This window comes from Streptomyces sp. NPDC041108 (assembly GCF_055592645.1).
In genome coordinates, this window is sequence record NZ_JBVIYK010000017.1 from 68,713 (window position 1) to 87,392 (window position 18,680).

Here is an 18,680-nt window from a genome sequence, read left to right on the forward strand (position 1 = left end):
CCCCGCCGCCCCACCTCCGCGAAGGAGTCCGCCATGCCTGACGAGGTCTATCTGATCGACGGCGCCCGCACCCCGCTGGGCCGCCATCGTGGAGCCCTGGCCTCCGTCCGTCCCGACGACCTGGCGGCGCTCGTCGTCCGCGAGGCGGTGCGACGCTCCGCGATCCCGGCCGAGGCCGTCGACGAGGTGATCCTCGGCGCCGCCAATCAGGCGGGCGAGGACAACCGCAACGTGGCCCGGATGGCGGCTCTGCTGGCGGGGCTGCCGCACTCCGTGCCCGGATACACCGTCAACCGGCTGTGCGCGTCCGGCCTGACGGCCGTGGCGTCCGCCGCCCAGACCGTACGGGCGGGCGAGGCCGACCTGGTCGTGGCGGGCGGAGTGGAGTCGATGACCCGCGCCCCCTGGGTGATGGCCAAGCCCGGCACGCCCTGGGCCCGGCCCGGCGAGGTGCACGACACCCCGCTCGGCTGGCGGTTCACCAACCCGCGCTTCCCCGCCGACACCACCCTGTCGATGGGCGAGACCGCCGAGGAACTCGCCGCCCTGGACGGCATCACCCGACACGAGGCGGACGCCTTCGCGCTGCGCAGCCACCGCCGCGCCGTCGCCGCCCAGCAGGCCGGCCGGCTCGACCGGGAGATCGTCCCGGTGCCGGTGCCCGACGGCGAGGTCACCCGGGACGAAGGCCCCCGGCCGTCCACCTCACTGGAGCGGCTGAGCGGGCTGCGCACCTCCTTCCGCGGCGACGGGATCGTCACCGCGGGCAACTCCTCGCCACTGTCCGACGGGGCGGCCGCTCTGGTGGTGGCGAGCGGGGCGGCGGTCGAACGGTACGGCCTCACGCCACGGGCCCGTGTCGTCACCGCCGCCTCGGCCGGGGTCGAGCCCCGTCTCATGGGGCTCGGCCCCGTGCCGGCCACCGCCAAGGCGCTGGACCGGGCCGGCTGGGACATCGGCGATCTGGACGCGGTCGAGGTGAACGAGGCGTTCGCCTCTCAAGTACTCGCGGTGGTACGCCGACTGAAGGTCGACGAGGACCGGGTCAACGCCGACGGCGGCGCGATCGCCCTCGGGCACCCGCTCGGCTGCTCCGGCACCCGGATCGTGCTCACCCTGCTCGGCCGGCTGGAGCGCGAGGACGGCCGCCGTGGCCTGGCGACCATGTGCGTGGGAGTCGGGCTGGGCGTGTCGCTGCTGGTGGAGCGCGTATGAGCACCGCCGCAACCTCGTACGACACCCTCCTCGTCGAGGAACACGCCGACCGGGTCGTGGTCACCCTGCACCGGCCCGAGGCCCGCAACGCCATCGACGCCCGTATGATCGCCGAACTCCACCGACTGTGCGAGGAGTTGGAGCGCACCCCGCGTCTGCTGCTGCTCAGCGGCCACGGTGGGATCTTCGCCGGCGGCGCCGACATCGCCGAACTGCGCGAACGGGGCCGCGAAGAGGCCCTCCAGGGCATCAACAGCCGCCTCTTCGAACGGGTCCGCAGACTGCCCCTGCCCACCGTGGCCGCCGTCGACGGCTGGGCGCTCGGCGGGGGCGCGGAGCTGGCGTACGCCTGTGACATACGGATCGCCGGCCCCGGTGCGGTGTTCGGCAACCCCGAACCGGGCCTGGGCATCCTCGCCGCCGCCGGAGCCTGCTGGCGGCTCAGGGAACTCGTCGGCGAGTCGGTGGCCAAGCAGGTGCTGCTCGCCGGCCGGAACCTCGACGCGAGTGCCGCACTCGCCTGCGGGCTGGTCATGGACGTCGTACCGGCCGAGCGGCTGACCGCCGAGGCACACGCCCTGCTCGACCGCATGGCCCGCGCCTCCGCGCTCGCCCTGCGGCTGACCAAGCTCGTCACGGACGCCCCCGGCGCCCACCCGGTCGCCGACGACCTCGCCCAGGCCGTGCTGTTCGAGGGCCGGGACAAGCAGGAACGCATGACGCGCTTTCTGGACAAGAACGGAGGCCGGGCATGAACTCGGCAGCATCAGCGGCACCCGCCGTCGTGGGGGTGATCGGCGGTGGCCGCATGGGCGCCGGGATCGCCCAGTCCTTCGCCGCGGCCGGGTCTGCGGTGGTGATCGTGGAACAGGACGCCGACGCCACCCGTGCCGCCCTCGCGCGCGTCGCCGCCGGACTGCGGCGGGCCGGTGCCGAGGACGCCGCGCGCCGGGTCACCGCGGTCGCCTCGGTGACCGAACTGCCGCGCGACGCCGACCTCGTCGTCGAGGCGGTTCCGGAGGACGCGGCACTCAAGGCCCGCCTGCTCGCCGCGGCCGAACAGCGCGTGGGGGAGCGGTGCGTGCTCGCCAGCAACACCAGCTCCCTGTCGGTCACCGACCTCGCCGCGGCCCTGCGGCACCCCGGACGGTTCCTGGGCATGCACTTCTTCAACCCCGTGCCGGTGTCCGCCCTGATCGAACTGGTCGCGGCACCCGACACCACCGGCGACACCCTGGAGTCCGCCGTCCGCTGGACCAGGGCCCTCGGCAAACAGGACGTGGTCGTAGGTGATTCGCCCGGCTTCGCCAGCAGCCGCCTGGGACTCGCCCTCGGCCTGGAGGCGATCCGCATGGTGGAGGAGGGCGTCGCCACCCCCGACGCCATCGACACCGCCATGTCCCTGGGCTACAAGCACCCCACCGGACCACTGCGCCTGACCGACCTCGTCGGTCTCGACGTACGCCTCGCCATCGCCGAACACCTGCACGCCACCCTCGGCGAGCGATTCGCGCCGCCCCGGCTGCTGCGGGAGAAGGTCGCCCGCGGTGAACTCGGCCGCAAGAGCGGACAGGGGTTCTACCCGTGGCCGTGAAAAATGGGTTGGACGCGGTGAGGAGCGGGCTTGTAGCTTGCGGTCGACCGTGACACCGCCCGAGGAGGTGAGACCCATGAACGCCGTATCGATATGGGTGCTCCCCCTCGCCGTCATGGTCGGGCGAACGACGTAGGTGTCGCCGGGAGTGCCTCGACCACAGGGCACTCCCGAAAGGCAACACCCATGGACTCTGCGCAGTTCACCCCCGAGCCCTCCCCGCCCCACGGGTATGACGTGATCATCGCCGGGTGCGGGCCGACCGGCGCGATGCTGGCCGCCGAACTACGGCTGCACGAGGTGCGGGTACTCGTTCTGGAGAAGGAGACCGCGCCCGCGTCGATCGTCCGCATCGTCGGTCTGCACATCCGCAGTCTTGAACTGCTGGCCATGCGCGGGCTGCTGGACCGCGTGCGCGAGCACGGGCGACAGCGTCCGGCCGGCGGATTCTTCGCCGCCATCGCCAAACCCGCGCCGCAGGGCCTGGATTCCGCGCACGCCTATCTGCTGGGCATCCCGCAACCGGTCGTCGTCCGCCTCCTCGAAGAACACGCCACCGCGCTGGGCGCGCGGGTCCGGCACGGCTGTGCGGTGGCCGGCCTCCAGCAGGACGACGAAGGGGTGACCGTCGAACTGGCCGACGGCGAACAGCTCCGTGCGCGCTACCTCGTCGGCTGTGACGGCGGGCGCAGTACGGTGCGCAAACTGCTCGGCGTCGGTTTCCCCGGCGAGCCCTCACGGACCGAGACGCTCATGGGCGAGATGGAAGTGGGTGTGCCGCGGGAGGAGATCGACGCCAAGGTGGCCGAGATCGGCGAGCCCCGCGGGCGGTTCTGGCTCAGGCCCTTCGGCGACAGGGCGTACAGCGTCGTCGTCCCCGCCGCGGGAGTCGGCGATCGCGCTGAGCCGCCCACCCTGGACGAATTCCGCCGACAGCTGCGGGCCGTGGCCGGAACGGACTTCGGCGTGCACTCCCCGCGCTGGCTGTCCCGCTTCGGGGACGCCACCCGGCTGGCCGAACGGTACCGGGTCGGGCGGGTGCTGCTGGCCGGGGACGCGGCACACATCCATCCGCCCACCGGCGGCCAGGGCCTCAACCTGGGCGTGCAGGACGCGTTCAACCTCGGCTGGAAACTGGCCGCACAGATCCGCGGCTGGGCGCCGGAACCACTGCTCGACACCTACCAGACCGAACGCCGTCCGGTCGCCGCCGACGTGCTGGACAACACCCGCGCCCAGATGGAACTCCACTCCACCGAACCCGGCCCACGGGCGCTGCGCAGGCTGCTCACCGAACTGATGGACATCGACGAGGTGAACCGCCGCCTGACCGAGACGATCACCGGCATCGCCGTCCGCTACGACCTCGGTGAGGGCCCCGACCTGCTCGGCCGCCGCCTGCGTGACCTCGACGTACGGGGCGGCAGCCTCTACGGTCTGCTGCACCGCGGCCGTGGCCTGCTGCTGGACCGCACCGGACGCCTGACCCCAGGGGACTGGTCGGACCGGGTCGACCACCTCGCCGATCCCTCCGCGGCACTGGACGTGCCCTGCGTCCTGCTGCGCCCCGACGGCCACGTCGCCTGGATCGGCGACGATCAGCGGGACCTGGACGAGCACCTCGCCCGCTGGTTCGGCACGGGCGGCCGTACGCAGGTCCGACGGCCGTAGGCCCCCGGACGGTCAGGAGCTGCGCTGCAGCGCTCCGGTGTCGTCCGTACGCCCGGCCGTCCTCGGCTGCGCCGGCCAGTAGGCGGCCGCGTGGGCCAGCGCCCGGCCCTCCAGCAGAGTGACCATCCGCTCGAAGAGCCGGACGGCGGCCGGGCCGCTCCAGTCCTCGGCCAGCACCTCGCGCGGCAGCCCGGGGTCGCGGAACGGCAGCTTGCGCCAGTGGTCGATGACAGCGAGATAGGTGACGAAGGCGTGGTTGCCGTCGATGACGGCAGCCTCGCCGAGGAGTTCGGCCTCCCCTTCGTACTGTTCGATGAACTCCCGGTAGCGGCGGTCGATCTCGTCGAGGTCCCAGCCGCCGCGGACCATGGCCGTCAGGTCCTGCCCGGCGACGTAGTCACCGACGAAGACGGCGCACTGCGCGGTGAGGTCCAGTTCGGCGATGGCACGCTGGGCGGCCGGGAGCATCCGCGCCGGGGCGATCCAGACCGCCGATCCGATGTTGCCGAAGCCCAGCGAGGTGAGGTGCGCGGTGAGCTGGTGTCGCAGGGCACGAGCGGACTCGGGTACGGAGAAGTTCACGAAGCACCAGCCGTCCCCGAGATCGGCGGGCTGCCGCGCGTGCCAGATGACCTCGTCACCGGCGACGAGCGCCTCCAGAGCCGTCGGCGTCAGGGTGTAGCCGCGCATGCCCGCGCGGCTCTCCGAGACCAGCCAGCCGCGCTTCTTGAGCCGGAAGACCGCCGTGCGGACGCTCGGCGCATCCAGCCCCAGATCGGTCAGCAGTTCGACCGTGCCGGCGATGGGCATCCAGTTGCCCATCTTGCGGACGACGGCGCCGAGGAAGCTCACGAGCACTGTCCGGGAACGACGGGCGGCCGGCGAGGGCCGGTCGCCTTTGATCGTACTCATTCCAGTGAGTATGCCGGACAGTCGTCCGGTGACCTGACCGGCCCGGTCAGCGCGGCGACCCACTCCTGGGGCCACGGGGCGCTCGCGGCACCACCGTGGTGGTCCCCGCCGATATGGACGGTCACATAACGGCCGTGCGCGGCCCGGCCGCGCGGGCGGCCGCGGAACTCCTCGCCCCAGACCTCGAAGTCGAAGGTCATCGAACTGGTGCCGATCCGCACCAGTTCCACCACCGCGCACACGTCCTGGCCGAAGAAGAGCGGCGCGTCGAAGTCCACCTCGTAGCGCACGCGCGGAGCGACCGGGAAGTAGCCGTGCAGGCCGAGCCCGTCCATGAGCGATGCCTCCGCGGCCTCCACGAAGCGTACGACCGTGCTGTTGTGGTAGATCCCGGCCGCGTCGGTGTCGATCCACTCGATCCGTGTCCGGTGGACGCCGACCGGATCGCCGGCCCGGAGCGAGGTGCTCACGCGGGCACCGTGCCGGAAGCGGGGGTCCACCGCAGGTGCACATCGGCGGCGGCCCCCTCACGCAGCAGCGACAGACGCGGCGCGATCTTGTCGGTGCGGGAGGAGGGCGGCTTGCGGCGGCCCGCGGACCACTGCACCGGCCACCGCGCGCCGGGCCCGCGGTACTCCTGCTCCGCGGCTGCCTGCAGCGTCCACTGCGGGTTGTAGAGATGGGTACGCCCCAGCGCGCACAGGTCGGCCCGCCCGGCCAGCAGGATCGAGTTCACGTCGTCGTAGGAGGAGATGGCACCGACCGCGATCACCGGCACCCCGGCGGGCCCGGCCACCCTGTGCCGGATCCTGTCGGCGAACGGCGTCTGGTAGGAGCGGCCGTAGGCGGGCTGTTCGTCCTTGGCGACCTGCCCGGAGGAGACGTCGATGGCGGCCGCGCCGTGCTCGATGAACGCGCGGGCGATGTCCACGGCGTCGTCCTCGGTGTTGCCGTCCGGCATCCAGTCGGTCGCCGAGATACGGACGGTGACCGGGACGGAGGACGGGACGGCCCGGCGCACCGCGTCGAAGACCTCCAGGGGGAACCGCAGCCGGTTCTCCAGGGGGCCGCCGTACGCGTCGGTGCGCCTGTTGGCGACGGGGGAGAGGAAGGAGGAGAGCAGGTACCCGTGGGCGGCGTGCACCTCGATGAGGTCGAAACCGGCCTCCACCCCGCGCCGGGCGGCACGGGTGAAGTCCGCGACCACCTTGTCCAGGTCCGCGCGGGTGGCCTCACGGGGGACATGGCACCCGGCGCCGTACGGCAGCGCCGAAGGGCCGATCACCTCCCAGTTGCCGTCCTCCAGCGGCTCGTCGATGCCCTCCCACATGAGCTTGGTCGAGCCCTTGCGGCCCGAGTGGCCGAGCTGCAGACCGATCTTCCCGGTCGTGCGCTCGTGCACGAAGCCGGTGACCCGGCGCCAGGCGTCGCGCTGCTCGTCGGACCACAGCCCCGGACAGCCCGGAGTGATCCGCCCCTCCGGGGACACGCAGACCATCTCGCTCATCACCAGCCCGGCCCCGCCCAGCGCCTTGGAGCCCAGGTGCACCAGATGGAAGTCACCGGGGACGCCGGAAGCGCAGGAGTACATGTCCATCGGGGAGACGATGATCCGGTTCTCCAGTTCGAGCGGGCCGATCCGGACCGGCTGGAACATCGCCGGGGCCACCTCGGGTGCCCGCTGGTTCCGCGCGAACTCCGCCTCCATCAGCGCGGCGAACTCGCCGTCGCGTTCCCTCAGGCTGTCGAAGGTGATGCGCCGCGAGCGGGTGAGCAGATTGAAGACGAACTGCGCCGGCTCCTGACCGGCGTACATCCCGATGTTCTCGAACCACTCCAGCGACGCCTGGGCGGCCCGCTGCGTCGACTCGACGACGGGTTTGCGTTCGCTCTGGTAGGCGGCGAGCGACTCGGCCACCGTCGGGTGCTCGTGCAGGCAGGCCGCCAGGGCGAGAGCGTCCTCCATGGCCAGCTTGGTGCCCGAGCCGATCGAGAAGTGGGCGGTGTGGGCGGCGTCGCCGAGCAGGACCACATTGCCGTCGTACCAGCGCTCGTTGCGGACCGTCGTGAAGTTCAGCCACTTGGAGTTGTTGGTGAGGATCCGATGGCCCCTCAGCTCGTCGGCGAAGATCTCCCCGATCCGCGCGACCGCATGGTCGTCGGAGACACCCGGCGGGAACACCTGGTCGGCCGTCCGGTCGAAGCCGGCTCGCCGCCAGACGTCCTCGTGCATCTCGACGATGAAGGTCGAACCCGTGGCGGAGTAGGGGTAGCCATGGATCTGCATGGTGCCCCACCGCGTCTGCTTGACGAAGAACTGGAACGCCTCGAAGACCAGGTCGGTGCCCAGCCAGATGTACTTGTTGCGCCGCGCGTCCAGCGACGGTCCGAAGACGTCGGCGTACTTCGTGCGGACGGCCGAGTTGATGCCGTCGGCGGCCAGCACCAGGTCGTGGGAGGCCCGCAGTTCGTCCACGTCGGGCGCCTCGGTCCGGTAGCGGACGGTGACGCCGAGTTCCGCGGCCCGCCGCTGCAGGATCTGCAGCAGCTCCTTGCGGCTCATCGCCGCGAAACCCTGGCCGCCGACGGTGTAGCGGCTGCCGTCGAACTCGACGTCGATGTCCGTCCAGCGGGCGAAGCGGCTCTCCATCGCGGCGTGCACGGTTTCGTCGGCGTTGTCGATGCCGCCCAGGGTCTCGTCGGAGAAGACGACTCCGAATCCGAAGGTGTCGTCGGGCGCGTTGCGCTCCCAGACGGTGAGCTCGTGCGCCGGATCCAGCTGCTTCATCAGGGCCGCGAAGTACAGCCCGCCCGGTCCGCCGCCGACGATGGCGATCCTCATGCTCGCTCCTCCAGGAGCCGACGGAGCTTGAAATGCTGCAGCTTGCCGCTCGGATTGCGTGGCAGGGCCTCCACGAAGCGCACCTCGCGCGGGTACTTGTACGGCGCGATCTGCTGTTTCACGTGGTCCTGGATGTCCTTCGCCCGCACGGCGTCACCGGCCACTCCGTCACGCAGCACGACGAACGCGCAGACGATCGCGCCGCGTTCGGCGTCGGGCGCGCCGACGACCGCCGCCTCGACGACGTCCGGGTGCGTGTCGATGGCGGCCTCGACCTCGGGCCCGGCGATGTTGTAGCCGGACGACACGATCAGGCTGTCGTTGCGCGCCCGGTACCAGAAGTAGCCGTCCTCGTCACGGAGGAAGGTGTCACCGGTGACGTTCCAGCCGTTGACGACGTAGCCGGCCTGCCGTTCGTCGTCGAGGTAGCGGCAGCCCACCGGGCCGATCACCCCGAGCAGGCCCTCGGCTCCGGGGCCCAGTTCCTCGCCGTCCGGGCCGAGGATCGCCGCGCGGTAGCCCGGTACGGGTCGGCCGGTCGCCCCGGGGCGGATGTCGTCGCCGGCGGCCGAGATGAAGATGTGCAGCATCTCCGTGGCGCCGATCCCGTCGATGACCCTGATGCCGAGCCGGTCGCGCAGTTCCTCCCACAGGCTCTGCGGGATGTGCTCGCCTGCGCTGACCGCCCGGCGCAGTCCGGCCAGCCGCGACACCTTCCCCGCCGTGAGGATCTGCCGGTAGGCGGTCGGAGCGGTGGCCAGGACACTCACCCCGTGCTCGGCCACGAGGTCGGCGAGCCGCGGCGGCGGCACGGGTTCGGTGAGGAAGGCGCAGGCGCCGGCCCGGAGGGTGAAGACGACCAGCATGCCGAGGCCGAAGGTGAAGGCGAGCGGTGCGGTGCAGGCGACCAGGTCGTCGGAGCGCAGCCGGAGCGTGTTCTTGCCAAAGGTGTTGTCGATCGACAGGATGTCGCGGTGGAAATGGGTGGTGATCTTGGGGACGCCGGTGGTGCCCGAGGTCGGCCCGAACAGCGCGACGTCGTCCGCGGCGGTGTCGACCGCCGAGAAGCGGCCCGGCTTCCGCCCGGCCCGGCCGCTCAGGTCGTCGGCCCCGTCGCCGCCGCACGGCACCACGGTCAGCTCGGGCGCGACCGTGTCCCGCACCGCGAGCACGTCGTCCAGGAAACGATGGTCCACCAGCGCCACGGCGGGCCGTGTCTTCGTCACGATCGGCGCCAGTTCGCGGGCCCGCAGCGCTGTCATGGTGGCGACTGCTATCCCGCCCGCCCGGAGCACGCCCAGCCAGGCGGCGACGGCCCAGGGCGTGTTGGGGGAGCGCAGCAGCACGCGGTTGCCGGGCACCAGACCGAGATCCTCGGTGAGCACCTGGGCGACCTGCGCGGCGCGCCGCCGCAGCACGCCGTAGCTCCAGACCTCACCGTCGGGCGTGCGCAGCGCGGGGCGGTCGGGGGCGAGGGCGGCGGTACGGTCGATCAACTCGACGGCCGCGTTGAGGCGTTGGGGGTACTGGAGCTGGTCCGTGGTGAACTCCAGCACCGGCCAGTCTCCGGCCCCGGGAAGGTGGTCACGGGCGAAGGTGTCGAGGTGTCCCGAGGGCGACAGGGTCATGCCGGTCCTCCCTCGGAAAGGGGGCGGGGGGCGCCGAGACCGGCCGCCCGGATCATTCCCTCCTGGACGACGGTCGCCAGGTGGGTGCCGTCCGGGGTGAAGAACCGGCCGGAGCCGAGACCACGTCCGCCGTCGGCCGCGACCGCCTGCTGCGTGTACAGCAGCCAGCCGTCCGTCACTCCCGCACGCGGAGTGCGGTGGAACCACATCGCGTGGTCGAGGCTGGCGGTGACCAGGCCCTCCCGCGCCCAGGGCAGACCGAGGACCCGCAGTACGGGTTCCAGGATCGTGTAGTCGCAGACGTACGCGAGGGCGGCCGCGTCACGCTGCCCGTCGGTGAGCCCGTCCACCGGCCGGAGGGCGTCGAACGGCTTGACCCAGACCGCCTGGTGCGGCTCCCGGGCGCCCTCGATGTCGAGGTAGACCGGGCCCGGCACATGCCGCATGTCGAAGCCCCGGCCCTCCGCCCAGTAGCGCTGCGACTCAGCGGTCATCGTGCCCCCGGCCCGCCCCGCGAGGCATTCCGCGGAGCTGGGCAGTTCCTCGGGATCGGGCAGATCCGTACCCAGCCAGTCGGGGACGGCGCCGGTGTGGGTTCCGCCGGGCTCGCCCGCCGCGAAGTTCGCCAGGCAGACGTAGAGCGGCTTGCCGTTCTGGTAGCCGCGCACCTGCCGGGTCGCGTAACCGCGGCCGTCACGCAGCAGCTCCACCTCGTAGCGCACTTCGGCGCCGATGTCGGCGGGGCGCATGAAGTAGGAGTGCATGGAGTGCAGTGTCTTGCCGTCGTCGACGGACCTCATGGCCGCCGCGGCGGCCTGTGCGACCAGGTCGCCGCCGTACGCCTTGGGCCAGGGGCAGGGCTGGGTGACCGCGGTGAAGGCGAGGTCGAAGCGCTCGGCCTCGGCCGGGGTCAGGGTGACGGCGGCGGTGAAGACGTCCGAGGTGGTGTCGGTCATCAGGGGCGGTCCGTCCAGTCGCGCAGGTCCGTGTCGTCGACCTGGGGAAGATTGACCACGATGTTCTCCGGGGTCCGGGTCGTCATCCAGGTCAGCGGTCTGTTGCGGTCGAGATTGCACTCGACGTGGGGCAGGAACGGCGGCACGAACACCCAGTCGCCCTCCGACATGTCGATGTAGTCCTCGAACTTCGCGCCGAAGTAGATCCGCGCCCGGCCGGAGAGCACGTAGCCGCCGGTCTCGGCCTCGCCGTGGTGGTGGGGGACGGAGCGGTAGCCACCGTCGTTGTGGACCTTGCCGAACCAGATCCTGGTCGCCGGGGTGTGCTGGATGCTGACCCCCGAGATCCTGGTGGCGCCGGCGGACTGCCCGGTGTCCCCGGGCTCCGAACCGGCCCGCGTGACGACCGGTACGACCAGGCCGCTCGCGCCGGCGTACATCGAGTTGTCGCCGTCGAGCACGTACTGCCCGGGGTCGGGCCGCACCGGCAGGGAATGACCTGGGAGGGACTGACCTGGGACGAATCGATCGGGATCGGGGTTCACGCGGTCTCCTGGTCGGTTGCGGCGGGCATGAGGAGGAGGAAGGCGGGAGGGCGTCAGCCGGTGAAGCGCACGGTGTTGCGCAGTGTGCCGATGCCGGCGATCTCGGTCTCCACGACATCTCCGTCGCGGAGGAAGCGCTGGGGCGTCCGGGCCACCCCGACGCCGCCGGGCGTGCCCGTGAGCACGAGGTCGCCGGGCCGCAGCACGGTGAAGGCGGAGATGTACGCGAGCAGGTCGGCGGCGTCGAACACCAGCGTCCTGGTGTTGTCATGCTGGACCTGCTCGCCGTTGACGCGGCAGACCACGTCGAGGCCGGCGGCGGGGTCGATCTCCTCCGGTGTCACGACCACGGGACCCAGAGGAGTGGACGCGTCCCATGCCTTGCCCTGGAACCACTCCAGGGTGCGGTACTGCCAGTCGCGTACGGACATGTCGTTCGCCACCGTGTAGCCGGCGATTCCGGCGAGCGCGGTCTCCCGGTCCGCGCGCCGCAGGGTCGCGCCGACGACCACGGCGAGTTCGGCCTCCCAGTCGACCTGGAGCCCCTTGGGCAGGACGATGTCGGCATCGGGACCGGTGAGGGTGTCGGCGTACTTGGGAAAGAGCGTGGGGTGGGCCGGAAGCTCCCGGCCCGTCTCCCGGATGTGGTCGGCGTAGTTCAGCCCGCAGCAGATCACCTTGCCGGGGGCGGGGAGCGGAAGCACCGGTACGGCATCGCTGAGCACGTCGCCGGCCAGGTCCGCGAACCGCTGCGGTGGAGTGGCTGTCAGCAGCGCCGACAGGTCGGGGGCGGGGAGCGCTCGCCACGCGCCTCCGTGGAGGACCGCGGCGCTCGTCCCCGTCGTGTGGGAGACGGTCGATAGACGCATGAGTGATCCCTCTCCGGGCCGTGCTCCGACCCTCGGGGTATTTCATTATTTCTACGACCGTCAGTGTCGTGTCAATAGATGCTACGGTGAGGCGGCAGGCAGCCAGCCACGGCAACGTTCCGCAGGAGCTTTCTATGGCGACCCACTCGGCCCCGGTTCCGATCAACCCCGCGTCCCTGCCCGAGCCCAGCGGCTACTCCCACGGGACACTCAGCGGCAACACGCTCCACCTGGGCGGCCAGACCGCCCTCGACCAGAACATGCGGATCGTCCCCGGCGGCATCGTGGAGCAGTTCCGGCAGGCGTTCGCCAACGTCCTCGCCACGCTGTCGGAAGCGGGCGGCATCCCCGAGGACCTGGTGAGCATCACGATCTTCCTGACCGACATCCCCGACTACCAGGCGCACGGCAAGGAGATCGGCAAGGTGTGGCGGGAACTGGCGGGCCCGGTCTATCCCGCGATGGCCGGCATCGGCACCACCGCCCTGTGGCAGCCCGAGGCCCTGATCGAGATCGTCGGAGTCGCGGTCATCCCCGATGAGCGGCTGGTGCGGCCCGGGGCCGAGTGAAGCCCCTTTGGCGCATGAGTACTTGGTCCCGGAGCGAGGGTGCGACAGGGCCGCGGCGGAGTGACGGCCGCCGCGGCCGCAACGGGTCCCGTTCTCCGAGGCCGCCCGCAAAAGGAGGCCGGCCGCCGCGATCCCGGATCCGGGATCGCGGCGGCCGTGTGACACGTTCGGCGCGGTCGGCGCTCAGTTCACGTTGACCGCGCTCCAGGCCGCCGCCACCGTGCTGTACTCGGTGCTGTCCGCGCCGTAGAGATCACGGGCCGCGTCCAGGGTGGCCGTCCGCGCTCCGGCGTAGTTCGTCGAGGACGTCATGTAGACGGTCAGGGCGCGGTACCAGATCGCGCCGAGCTTGGCGCGGCCGATGCCGGTGACGGCCGAGCCGTTGTACGTCTCGGAGTTGTAGGTGACGCCGTTGATCGTCTTGGCGCCGCTGCCCTCCGCGAGGAGATACGCGAAGTGGTTGGCGACGCCGGACGATGAGTGGACGTCGAGTCTGCCGACCGCGCTGCTCCAGTGATCTGCCGAGCCGCCGTCCTTGCTCGGCTTGTCCATGAAGCGCAGGGCGTCCCGTCCGAAGCCGGAGCGGACGACCTTCTCGCCGATCAGGTAGTCCCCGGGGTCCTGCGCGTTCCCCGTGTGGAACTCGACCAGCATGGCGAAGATGTCGGACGTCGCCTCGTTCAGCCCGCCGGACTCACCCGAGTAGACCAGTTTGGCTGTTCTGGACGTCACGCCGTGGGACATCTCGTGCGCGGCCACGTCCAGTCCGACCAGCGGGCCGAAATGGGTGCCGTTACCGTCGCCGTAGGTCATGCAGAAGCAACTGTCGCTCCAGAACGCGTTGGAGAGATTCTTGCCGTAGTGGACGCGGTTGAAGGAGCCCCTGCCGTCGTTGGCGATGCCGTTGCGGCCATGGACGTCCTTGTAGTAGTCCCAGGTCATGTCGCTGCCGTACTGCGCGTCGACGGCGGCTGTCGAGCGGTCGGCGGTCGTGCCCGTGCCCCAGTGGTTGTCGTCGTCCGCGAAGGGGGTGACGGGGACGCCGCCGCAGGTGCCGCCGGTGCATGTGTCGATCCGGTCGGCCGCGTCGACGGTGTAGGTGTGACCGCGCGTGGCGTCCTTGAGCTGGTATGCCGAACCGGAGGGGGTCGTCTCCAGCGGGACCGTGCCGCTGTACAGGGACTTGCCGTCACCGGTGGCCGTCTCCATGGTGTCCCAGGCATTGATCTGGACACCGGTGAGGGCATCGGTCAGTACCGTGCGGGCGACCGGGTTGCCGAGCGGGTCCAGCCCGGCGACGTGTGTGCGCCAGGCCAGTCTCGGGGCGCCGTGCAGGGCGTCGACGACGAGCTGGGGCTCGGCCGCCACCTGCTTCAGCGCGTCGCCCAGGTGTGCGGCGCGCAGCGCGTTCACGGCCACGCCGGCCGCCTTGGAGGCGGACACCTTCGGGGTGGTGCTCGGAAGGGAGATCGTCGCCCTCGTCGCCCGGTCAGCGCTGCGGAAGGTCCCGTCGGGAGCCAGATGGACGACGAAGTCGCCGCCGAGCACGGGGAGTTGACGATAGGTGCGGTCGAAGCGAACGTGTTGGGCGCCGTCCTTGTCCACGACCACGTCACTCACGGAGGTGTCCTGCCCGGACGTGAGGCCCAGGGCCGCCGCCCGGTCGACGAGGGCCGCCGCCGCGTTGTCGAGGGCGGTGTCGCGGGCCGGCCCGTCGGCCGCGTCGGCGGCCGGGGAGAGTAAGCCGGCCAGCAGCGTGGCGGTGGTGGCGAGGCCGGCGGTGGTGAGACGGGAGACCCGGACGTGCTGCCGTATCCAACTCATCGCTGTTTTCTGTCTCCTGGAGAGGGCGCCGTGGGGGCGCGTATGGGGGGTGGCGCCAGGGGCGGCGCGTGAGGGGACGCTGAGAGCGGCGCCGGAGGCGGCGCTGATCTTGTCCTGGCATTCAAGAGGTCGCAACCCTGTCATGTCCATACCCGTCCGCGACAGGCCCGGAGAAGTGCGGCGATGAGTGAGGATCCCGGCCCGCGACCGCCTCGAAGACCTGAACTGCCGCTCTCCGTACGGCACCCTTCGCCCCGCGAAGGCCGACCCCGCACTCGCACTGCGAGGGCGGGGCGCCGGTCCGGTCCGCGCTGCACCGGCCCGGCGACATGCCCCCCGTCAGTCTCCATGGCCGGTGGGGCCGGTGGGGCCGGTGGGGCCGCTGGGAGGACGCAGCCTCCGCGGCCCGACGGGACGGTCGAGCGTCAGAGCATCAGCAGCAGTCGTGTGTTCGGTACGAGCTTGCGGTTCACGCTGGTGCTCTGCACGAAGATCGTGAAGTCGTCGTTGTGGTCCGGCTTGACGCGGACCTCCGTGTTCGGCAGGCCGAGCAGGGCTCGGGCCTCGGGCCCGGTGTACACGCGGTCCGTCTTCTTCTCCAGCACCGCTATCTGCTTGCGGGGCTGGACCTTCTCCGACTTGCTCAGCTGGTAGAAGGCGCCACCGGTACGGTAGGTGTGCCCGCATTCGACGACCCAGTCCCGGATCGCCGCGTCACGGGCCACCGGGACGAGCTGGTACTTCGAGGCGTCCACCGGGGTGAGGCCGGCCGCCGCGATCGTCTCCTTGTTGACGGCCTCCGCGCCGGTGGAGAACACCGCCCGAGATCCCCGGATGCCCCGGGTGCGGCCCACCATGAAGTTCTCGGTGGCCTGCCGGATGACCTGGCCGGCCTCCTCCAGCCCCTGGGTGCTCGTGGCGTCCCAGATGGCGATGTTGTCCTTCGGGAAACCGCACTGCATGGCTTCGCGCTTGCCCATCTGGTCCGGCACCAGGACGGCCAGCGTCCAGTTGTCGTCCTGGGTCGCGATCATCTCGGCGACGGCCTTGACCAGTTCACGCGGGTCCCTGGCCGGGGCGTCCGGACAGCGGTGGCTCGCGTTCTCCTGCCCGTCGGTGAGGACGAACGTCAGGAAGCTGTGGTCGCCGTACAGTTGAGCCGTCTGCGCCAGCTCCCGCTGCGACTTCAGCGCCGCCGCCAGCAGAGCGGTCATTCCGCCGGCCCGGTACAGCTGCTTCAGGGACGGCATCCGCAGCACGTCCTTGTCGTAGATGACGCACTCCACCTTGTCCGAGAAGACGTACACCGTCACCCGGGTCTCCTGGTCCAGTTCCCCCGACCGGCGGGCAAGGTAGGCGATCTGCTGGTCGGCGACCTCCACGACCTTGCCGCTCAGGTGCGACATGGACGAACTGGCGTCCAGCACGAGGGCGACGTGGTTGATGTAGTTCTGGCTTCCGGACATGAAGAATCCCCCAATTTTCCGGCCTGTTGGCTTCCCGACCTGATGTTTCTACTGTCTCACCCACCACTGACAATCGATCTTGACCGCCGTGCGGTGGGGCGAACGTCCAGGAGGCCGGACGTAGTCGGCGAAGCACTGCCCCCGCTTCTCGGCTATCCGACCTGCGCCCGCCGCCACTCCACTTCCCCGGCCGTCATCGGGGCGTGGAGGCTGTACACGTCGCCCACCCGCAGACCGTCCGGCGTGCTGTACTCGCCGTAGGTACCCACGACGGTGACGGCGACGTGCGAGTCGGGCTGCCAGAAGGTCCGGAAGTGCGGGGCGGACGCGGGTATCGCCGGGACCTCCCTCAGGTGGACACCGCGGCGCACCAGCAGACCTTGCAGCTTCTCGAAGCGAAGTCTGCGGGCGAACCGTCCGTACCGGGTACGGAGCGTGTCGTCGGCGAGGGTGCGGTTCCGGTGCGCGAGCCGGTGCACCTGCAGGGTGAAGTGGTGTCCGGACCAGGGGTGGTCGGCGCGAGCGCGGTCCCAGTGGAACTCGGTGAGCCCGTAGTCACGCCACATGCTGTGGTCGCCGGAGGTGTTCTCGGCGAAGGCCGGCCCCAGGACCTCGGTGACCCGCTCGGGAGAGTCCGCGGGGCCCGCCCCCAGCACGGTGCCGGTGGTGACGACGTCCACGTAGAACGCCAGGGAATGCGGTGTCACGGGCTGTTCCTCGATGTGGTGTGCTCCGGCATGTGCGAGGGGCGCCGTCCCCACCGGGCGTGTCCCCCTGTGCACCGCACGGGAGGCGCCGGACCCCGTCGACCCGGCGAAGACCCTACTCCACCGGTCGCCTCGCCTCTCCCGAGTTTGCACGGGACCGGTTCTCTTCCGAGCTTGCGTCTGGAAACCGATCGGTTTACCGTATTGGAAACCGATCGGTTTCCAACTGTGGAGGCAAGCATGACCGCATTGAAGGGCGCACACGTCCTCGTCACCGGCGGCAGCCGCGGCATAGGCAGGGCCCTGGTGGAGGAGCTCTACGCACGGGGCGCCGGCAAGGTCTACGCCACGGCCCGTGACCCGCGCGACGTGACGCACCCCGACGCGGTCCCACTGGCTCTGGAGGTCACCGACCCGGCTTCCGTGGCGGCAGCCGCCGCGCAGGCACAGGACGTCACCGTGTTGATCAACAACGCCGGCGCCGCCGTCGGCGCTTCCTTCCTCGACTCCCCGGTGGAGGACGTACGCCGGGAGTTCGAGACCAACTTCTACGGTCCGCTCCTGGTCACCCGGGCCCTGGTGCCGGTGATCGAGCGCAACGGCGGAGGCCACCTCCTCAACGTGCACTCCGTGCTCTCCTGGCTCGCCCTCGGCGGTTCCTACAGCGCATCCAAGGCCGCCCTGTGGTCACAGACCAACTCCCTGCGCCTGGAGCTGCATCCGCGCGGCATCGCCGTCACCGGACTGCATGTCGGCTACGTGGACACCGACCTCGCCGCCGGCGTCGACGCGCCCAAGTCGGACCCCCGTGCCATCGCCGCCCTCGCCCTCGACGGTGTCGAGGCGGATGCCCACGAGGTGCTCGCCGACGACATCTCGCGGCAGGTCAAGGCCGGCCTGGCCGGTGACCTGGCGGGGCTGTACCCCCAGCTGGCGAAGTAACCCCGCCCGCACGAGGAGTCGACGAGATGCCCAGCCACGAGTCACGTCCCACCATCAAGATCCCGGGGACCACCAGCCACACCATCGCCCCGCGCGCGGGAGGACACGGTCACGAGGGAAGGCTGCGCTACCTCAAGGCGGGCACCGGCGCACCCCTGGTCCTGCTGCACACCGTGCGCACCCAGGCCGAGCACTTCCGCCACCTCATCCCGCTGATCGCGGAGCACTACACCGTGTACGCCCTCGACCTGCCGGGGATGGGCTACTCCGAGATCGTGCCCGGCGCCTCCTACGACGAGCCGGCCATGCGCGCGGGCGTCCACCGGCTCCTCACCGAACTCGACCTCCACGACGTGACCCTGGCAGGGGAGTCCATGGGGGCGGTGCTCGCCCTGACCACCGCTTCCGATCTCCCGGACCGCGTACGGCGCGTCGTCGCGGTCAACACCTATGACTTCCGCGGCGGGATCGCCCGCTCCGGCCTCCTCGCCCGCGTGGTGGTCGGCGGAGTACTCACGCCGGGGGTGGGCCCGGTGATCGCGGGGGTGGAGCCCAGGCCCGCCCTCGCCAAGATCCTTCGGGGCGGCCTCGGCGACCGGAACGCACTGCGCGAGGACTACGTGGACGAACTCCTCCAGGTGGGCAGCCGCCCCGGCTACCCGGCCGTCGCCCGAGCCGTGTACCAGGCCCTGCCCACCCTGATCGCGGCCCGCTCGCGCTACCCCGAGGTCAAGGCCCCCGTGCACCTCGTCTACGGCGAGCATGACTGGTCCCGGCCCTCGGACCGGGAGGCGAACAAGCGGCTGCTCCCGGACGCCGCCTTCACGCAGGTGCCGTCGGCGGGCCACTTCATCGTCCTGGAACGGCCCGACGTCCTGGCCGACCTGCTGAACACGGTGGCATGACACTGCGGCGCCTGCCCTGGTGATGCCCCTGCCGC

Annotated in this window: 17 protein-coding genes; 7 read left to right on the forward strand and 10 right to left on the reverse strand. The window is 71.1% G+C overall.

Translation table 11 applies throughout. From position 1 onward, the window contains the following. Nucleotides 1–33 precede the first annotated feature (33 nt). The 4 genes from ACZ6BB_RS34395 (at nucleotide 34) to rox (ending at nucleotide 4,480) form a co-directional block, all read left to right on the forward strand. Nucleotides 34–1,215, forward strand: a complete 1,182-nt coding sequence (locus tag ACZ6BB_RS34395; RefSeq protein ID WP_471619040.1) for a thiolase family protein — start codon at nucleotides 34–36, stop codon at nucleotides 1,213–1,215. Beyond that, nucleotides 1,212–1,970, forward strand: a complete 759-nt coding sequence (locus tag ACZ6BB_RS34400) for an enoyl-CoA hydratase/isomerase family protein (RefSeq protein ID WP_471619041.1) — start codon at nucleotides 1,212–1,214, stop codon at nucleotides 1,968–1,970. Before ACZ6BB_RS34395 ends, ACZ6BB_RS34400 begins: the two co-directional genes overlap by 4 nt. Continuing rightward, the gene (locus tag ACZ6BB_RS34405) at nucleotides 1,967–2,809 is read left to right on the forward strand and encodes a 3-hydroxyacyl-CoA dehydrogenase family protein (RefSeq protein WP_471619042.1); all 843 of its coding nucleotides are present in this window, start codon (nucleotides 1,967–1,969) and stop codon (nucleotides 2,807–2,809) included. Before ACZ6BB_RS34400 ends, ACZ6BB_RS34405 begins: the two co-directional genes overlap by 4 nt. A gap of 186 nt (nucleotides 2,810–2,995) precedes the next feature. After that, complete coding sequence (gene rox / locus ACZ6BB_RS34410) at nucleotides 2,996–4,480, forward strand: rifampin monooxygenase (RefSeq protein WP_471619043.1); 1,485 nt, start codon at nucleotides 2,996–2,998, stop codon at nucleotides 4,478–4,480. Between the two features lie 12 nt (nucleotides 4,481–4,492). Here the strand turns inward: rox and ACZ6BB_RS34415 are convergent, their stop codons facing one another. From ACZ6BB_RS34415 to ACZ6BB_RS34445, 7 genes are all read right to left on the reverse strand, one after another. After that, a complete protein-coding gene (locus ACZ6BB_RS34415; protein WP_471619044.1) occupies nucleotides 4,493–5,392 on the reverse strand; it encodes a PaaX family transcriptional regulator in 900 nt (299 codons plus the stop codon). Next, nucleotides 5,389–5,862, reverse strand: coding sequence for an acyl-CoA thioesterase (locus tag ACZ6BB_RS34420; protein ID WP_471619045.1), 474 nt, complete (start codon nucleotides 5,860–5,862; stop codon nucleotides 5,389–5,391). Before ACZ6BB_RS34420 ends, ACZ6BB_RS34415 begins: the two co-directional genes overlap by 4 nt. Further along, entirely contained in the window at nucleotides 5,859–8,234 is a 2,376-nt protein-coding gene (locus ACZ6BB_RS34425) for a bifunctional salicylyl-CoA 5-hydroxylase/oxidoreductase (RefSeq protein WP_471619046.1), read from the reverse strand. Before ACZ6BB_RS34425 ends, ACZ6BB_RS34420 begins: the two co-directional genes overlap by 4 nt. Next, nucleotides 8,231–9,862, reverse strand: coding sequence for an AMP-binding protein (locus ACZ6BB_RS34430; protein WP_471619047.1), 1,632 nt, complete (start codon nucleotides 9,860–9,862; stop codon nucleotides 8,231–8,233). The genes ACZ6BB_RS34425 and ACZ6BB_RS34430 overlap by 4 nt, the downstream gene beginning before the upstream one ends. Next, nucleotides 9,859–10,818, reverse strand: coding sequence for an acyl-CoA thioesterase (locus ACZ6BB_RS34435; protein WP_471619048.1), 960 nt, complete (start codon nucleotides 10,816–10,818; stop codon nucleotides 9,859–9,861). Before ACZ6BB_RS34435 ends, ACZ6BB_RS34430 begins: the two co-directional genes overlap by 4 nt. Continuing rightward, nucleotides 10,818–11,303: a cupin domain-containing protein gene (locus tag ACZ6BB_RS34440; protein WP_471619049.1), complete on the reverse strand. Its 486-nt coding sequence runs from the start codon at nucleotides 11,301–11,303 to the stop codon at nucleotides 10,818–10,820. The genes ACZ6BB_RS34435 and ACZ6BB_RS34440 overlap by 1 nt, the downstream gene beginning before the upstream one ends. A gap of 113 nt (nucleotides 11,304–11,416) precedes the next feature. Then, on the reverse strand, nucleotides 11,417–12,232 hold the full coding sequence (locus ACZ6BB_RS34445; protein WP_471619050.1) for a fumarylacetoacetate hydrolase family protein: 816 nt from the start codon (nucleotides 12,230–12,232) through the stop codon (nucleotides 11,417–11,419). Nucleotides 12,233–12,366: 134 nt separating this feature from the next. Between ACZ6BB_RS34445 and ACZ6BB_RS34450 the strand changes: the two genes are divergently transcribed. Continuing rightward, on the forward strand, nucleotides 12,367–12,801 hold the full coding sequence (locus tag ACZ6BB_RS34450; protein WP_471619051.1) for a RidA family protein: 435 nt from the start codon (nucleotides 12,367–12,369) through the stop codon (nucleotides 12,799–12,801). A 183-nt stretch (nucleotides 12,802–12,984) separates the two neighbouring features. On the opposite strand, the gene ACZ6BB_RS34455 is transcribed toward ACZ6BB_RS34450, so the two are convergent. The 3 genes from ACZ6BB_RS34455 to ACZ6BB_RS34465 form a co-directional block, all read right to left on the reverse strand. After that, complete coding sequence (locus tag ACZ6BB_RS34455) at nucleotides 12,985–14,625, reverse strand: M4 family metallopeptidase (RefSeq protein ID WP_471619052.1); 1,641 nt, start codon at nucleotides 14,623–14,625, stop codon at nucleotides 12,985–12,987. A 425-nt stretch (nucleotides 14,626–15,050) separates the two neighbouring features. Continuing rightward, complete coding sequence (locus tag ACZ6BB_RS34460; protein WP_471619053.1) at nucleotides 15,051–16,091, reverse strand: vWA domain-containing protein; 1,041 nt, start codon at nucleotides 16,089–16,091, stop codon at nucleotides 15,051–15,053. Nucleotides 16,092–16,243: 152 nt separating this feature from the next. After that, a complete protein-coding gene (locus tag ACZ6BB_RS34465) occupies nucleotides 16,244–16,798 on the reverse strand; it encodes a hypothetical protein (protein WP_471619054.1) in 555 nt (184 codons plus the stop codon). Between the two features lie 240 nt (nucleotides 16,799–17,038). Here ACZ6BB_RS34465 and ACZ6BB_RS34470 point away from each other — a divergent pair, with 240 nt between their 5' ends. Together ACZ6BB_RS34470 and ACZ6BB_RS34475 are read left to right on the forward strand one after the other, a co-directional pair. Further along, complete coding sequence (locus tag ACZ6BB_RS34470) at nucleotides 17,039–17,740, forward strand: SDR family oxidoreductase (RefSeq protein ID WP_471619055.1); 702 nt, start codon at nucleotides 17,039–17,041, stop codon at nucleotides 17,738–17,740. Nucleotides 17,741–17,766: 26 nt separating this feature from the next. Further along, entirely contained in the window at nucleotides 17,767–18,645 is an 879-nt protein-coding gene (locus ACZ6BB_RS34475) for an alpha/beta fold hydrolase (RefSeq protein WP_471619056.1), read from the forward strand. The last annotated feature ends 35 nt before the right edge of the window (nucleotides 18,646–18,680 follow it).